The organism is Pseudomonas sp., assembly GCF_026224925.1.
Classification (GTDB): domain Bacteria; phylum Pseudomonadota; class Gammaproteobacteria; order Pseudomonadales; family Pseudomonadaceae; genus Aquipseudomonas.
Map to the genome: position 1 here is coordinate 1 of NZ_JAMFRV010000645.1, position 4,114 is coordinate 4,114.

Sequence of the window (4,114 nt, forward strand, 5' to 3'; positions counted from 1 at the left end):
CTGAGCACCGCTGCCAGCCTGATGTACAAACCCATTGATGACCTGACGCTGTACCTGACCTATGCCGACAGCCTGCAACAGGGCGACACGGCCCCAGTCGGCACCGACAACTCCGGGTCGATCCTCTCGCCCTACCGCAGCAGAATGTGGGAGACCGGCGCCAAGTGGGCCCTGAACGGAATGAACCTGTCCTTGGCGGCGTTTCAGATCAAGCGACCCTACGCCTACACCCAAGGCACCGTGTATGAAGTAGCAGGCGAACAACGCAATCGCGGCATCGAATTGATGGTGGACGGAAAGCTGGGTCAGAATACCCGGCTGTATGGCGGCGTCGTGTGGCTTGATCCAAAGTTGCTGGACACCGGCTCGGCCAGTACCGAGAACACAACGATTGTTGGCCTAGCCAAATACACCGCCAGCCTATTGGCCGACTATCAGATTCCCGAAATCCCCGGCCTATTCGTTAACGCCACCGCGCGCTACGTTGACCGCCGTGCCACCGACAACACCAACGACAACTGGGTCAGCGGCTACCGGACCTTCGACGTGGGCACGCGCTACTCCACCCGAGTGATGGAGCACGATACGGTGTACCGCTTGAACATCATGAACGTTGGTAACGAACGTTATTGGGCGAATATCGTGCCTGGCGGTCTCAACGGCTACAGCGGATCGGGCAATGCCAGCGCGCAACTGGGCACCCCACGGATGCTTCAGGCGTCGATTCAGGTGGACCTATGAAGCGTCTTTTCGCGCTGCTGATCGGTGCGTCACTGTTGCAGAATGCGGTCGCCACCACGCTGCTCGACGACGCTGGCCAACACGTAGAAATACCCGACAAAGTGCATCGCGTCGCGGATGCCTGGTACGCGCACCACGCCTTGTTGATGACCCTGGGTGCGGGGGGCAGCATCGTTGAAACCGTCAACCATGAGCGCAGCCGGCCGTGGATGTTCTTGGTGCAACCTTCTCTTAAGCAAGCAGCCAGCGTGAACGGGACGGCGTTCAATGCTGAGAGCCTGCTGGCGGATAAAGTCGACCTGGTGTTCGTTTCGACCGGCGACCGAAATGCATCGGCCTATCGCCAAGTGGGTTTACCCGTAGTCAGTGTCGGCTTCAATGATCTGGACGGGCTGGCGCACTCCATGACCATGACCGCACACGCGATGGGCACACCGTCTGCGCTGAAACGCGCCAATGACTACAACGCTTACCTGGCGGGGAAGCGAACTCATTTGGCGGATGTTTTGGGGTCGTTGCCTGAGTCAGAGCGTCCACGGGTGCTGCATATAGCATCGTTGAACCCGCTCAAAGTGGACGGTGATGGAACGCTGATTGATGATTGGATCAAGGTATCGGGCGGCCGCAATGCCGCGACTGGATTGAGTGGAAACCTGCAGGTGGTGTCCGCCGAACAACTGCTGCAATGGCAACCGGACGTGATCATCCTCGCGGCAGACGCGGGTGATATCGAACAGTCCCCTGCTCGCCCCCTGCTGGAAAACCTAAAGGCGGTGCGTAATCAGCAAGTGCTGCGCAACCCAGCGGGGGTGTTCCCGTGGGACCGTTACGGCACAGAGATGGCGTTGCAGATTCAATGGGCTGCGCAGCAGTTGCATCCGGGGTTGTTCAAGGACACCGATATGGTCAGTGAAACCATGGGGTTTTATCAGAGGTTTTTTGATTACCCGCTAGGGCAAGAACAGGCGAAGCGAATGCTTGCCGGGTTGGGGCCAGTGGCGCCTTCGTTAGATCAATAACCGCGTCGCCTGATTCGCGAACAAGTTCGCTCCCACCGGTTTTGCGCCGTGCCACAGACCGTTTCTGGCCGAAGGCCGTGGGAGCGACGCGGTGTATCAGCCTGACCGCGTCGCTTGTTCCTGCGGTATTTTACAGCGCCATGTCAGCCGCTGGATTGCTCTTCTGCTCTGGTTTAGCGGCGCCTTGTGGCGCAACGGTCTGGTCAATCACAGGAGGCGGATCTAGCTGGAGAACGCCTGCGGTGTATGTCCATTCTTGAACAACCCGTGCTGGGTCATCGTTGAGCTTGGTGCCATAGCTCGGCACGATCTGGTGCAGCTTTTCCTGCCAGGCAGGGGTCGCGACTTTGTCCTTGAAGATCTTCTCAAGCACACTGAGCATGATCGGCGCAGCGGTCGACGCGCCCGGCGATGCACCCAGCAACCCGGCAATGCTGTTGTCTTTGGAGCTGACGATCTCGGTGCCCAGTTTAAGGACGCCGCCCTTCTCTTCATCACGCTTGATGATCTGCACACGCTGACCGGCTTGCCACAGGCGCCAGTCTTCTTTCTTGGCGTTAGGGAAGTATTCTTTCAAAGCACTCATGCGGTCATCGTCTGACAACATCAACTGACCGGCCAAATACTCTACCAACGGGTATTGCTCGACGCCCACTTTGGTCATCGGCCAAATGTTGTGCGTGGTGGTGCTGGTGAGCAAGTCGAAGTAGGAGCCTTGTTTGAGAAACTTTGTCGAGAAAGTCGCGAACGGGCCAAACAAGATTACGCGTTTGCCGTCCAGCATCCGTGTGTCCAAGTGCGGGACCGACATCGGCGGTGCGCCGACGGAAGCTTTGCCGTATGCCTTGGCCAGATGCTGCGCCGTGATCGCCGGGTTATCGGTCACCAGGAACGAACCACCCACCGGGAAGCCTGCATATTCCTTGGCTTCAGGAATGCCCGACTTCTGCAACAGGTGCAATGCACCGCCACCCGCGCCGATAAACAAGAACTTGGCGTCGGTTTGGGTTTCGGTACCGTCTTTCAGGTTCTTGTAAGAAACACGCCATGTGCCATCCGCATTACGCGTGATATCGCGCACTTCGCTCGACAACTTCAGATCAAAGTTGGGCTTGGTTTGCAGGTTGGCAACGAACTGGCGGGTGATCTCGCCGAAGTTAACGTCGGTACCGATTGGCGTCCAGGTGGCCGCGATCTTTTGGTTCGGATCACGTCCTTCCATCATCAACGGAACCCATTTCTTGATTTGTACCGGGTCTTCCGAGTACTGCATGCCCCGGAACAGCGGACTTGCCTGCAGCGCTTCGTAGCGCTTTTTCAAGAACTTGATGTTGTCATCGCCCCACACAAAACTCATGTGCGGCGTGGAGTTGATGAAGGAATGCGGGTTTTTCAAGACGCCATTCTTGACCTGCCACGACCAGAACTGACGTGAGATCTGAAACGCTTCGTTGATCTCGATGGCCTTGGGAATCTCGACCTTGCCGTTCTTGTCTTCTGGCGTGTAGTTCAGCTCAGCCAAAGCAGAGTGACCCGTGCCGGCGTTGTTCCAGCCGTTGGAGCTTTCTTCGGCGACGCCATCAAGGCGCTCAACCATCTCCATGGACCAACCAGGTTCGAGTTCATTGAGCCAGACCCCGAGGGTCGCACTCATGATCCCGCCACCGATGAGCAGTACATCGACTTTTTTTGCTTCAGCGGCGTGCGCGGGCATCAGTCCCATGGACAGTGCCAAGCCCAATAGGGCCGTGTTCACTTTTTTTAACATGCAGTAATACCTGGGGTAGAAGCCATACAAAGCCGATTTACGTCATCGGCCTCACGTGTATGTCCCTCCTGCGCTGACTTTTTGTTAGTCATTGGCTTCAGCTGCTTGGGTGACACTTGTTTTGGGTAAAAATTATCGGGCAAAGAGAATAAACGAGAATGATTCCATTGTCCCTATTCAATTTCGTAACATACTGAAACGTCTGACTATTAACCTTCTTATCGCGCCGTTAGTAGACGAGTTCCAGTGCGGCTGATGAAGTCAACAAGTTGCCTTACACAGACTGCATAACCACTCTACGTCGATGACAATCTTTGGGTTCAAGTTTTTTACCTTTGGAAGACCTTACTTCAAGTAAGGCAATAGCTTTATCGGCGTCGTTGTCCACCAGGATCGAATGCACTTCCCCCTCTTCGAACATGTAGCGCTCGCCCCATTGACGCATGCTCACCACGATAGGAAATATCGAACGGCCTTTTTCGGTCAGCACGTACTCCTTGTACGCACTGCCATCAGATGCCGGTTGCACCTCAAACAAACCCAACTCGACCAGCACCCGAAGACGAGAGGACAGGATGTTCTTGGC

4 protein-coding genes are annotated in these 4,114 nt (G+C 56.1%); 2 read left to right on the forward strand and 2 right to left on the reverse strand.

The annotated features are described in order from the left end of the window. A partial coding sequence (locus tag M0974_RS26790; RefSeq protein WP_297844263.1) for a TonB-dependent siderophore receptor occupies positions 1–741 on the forward strand: 741 nt, incomplete at its 5' end. Then, positions 738–1,760, forward strand: a complete 1,023-nt coding sequence (locus tag M0974_RS26795) for an ABC transporter substrate-binding protein (protein ID WP_297844266.1) — start codon at positions 738–740, stop codon at positions 1,758–1,760. The genes M0974_RS26790 and M0974_RS26795, both read left to right, overlap by 4 nt. Before the next feature lie 130 nt (positions 1,761–1,890). On the opposite strand, the gene mqo is transcribed toward M0974_RS26795, so the two are convergent. Further along, positions 1,891–3,528 (reverse strand): malate dehydrogenase (quinone), encoded by a 1,638-nt coding sequence (mqo, locus tag M0974_RS26800; protein ID WP_297844268.1) that lies wholly within the window; start codon positions 3,526–3,528, stop codon positions 1,891–1,893. Positions 3,529–3,802: 274 nt separating this feature from the next. After that, on the reverse strand, positions 3,803–4,114 hold a 312-nt coding region (locus M0974_RS26805), incomplete at its 5' end, for a helix-turn-helix domain-containing protein (protein WP_297844271.1).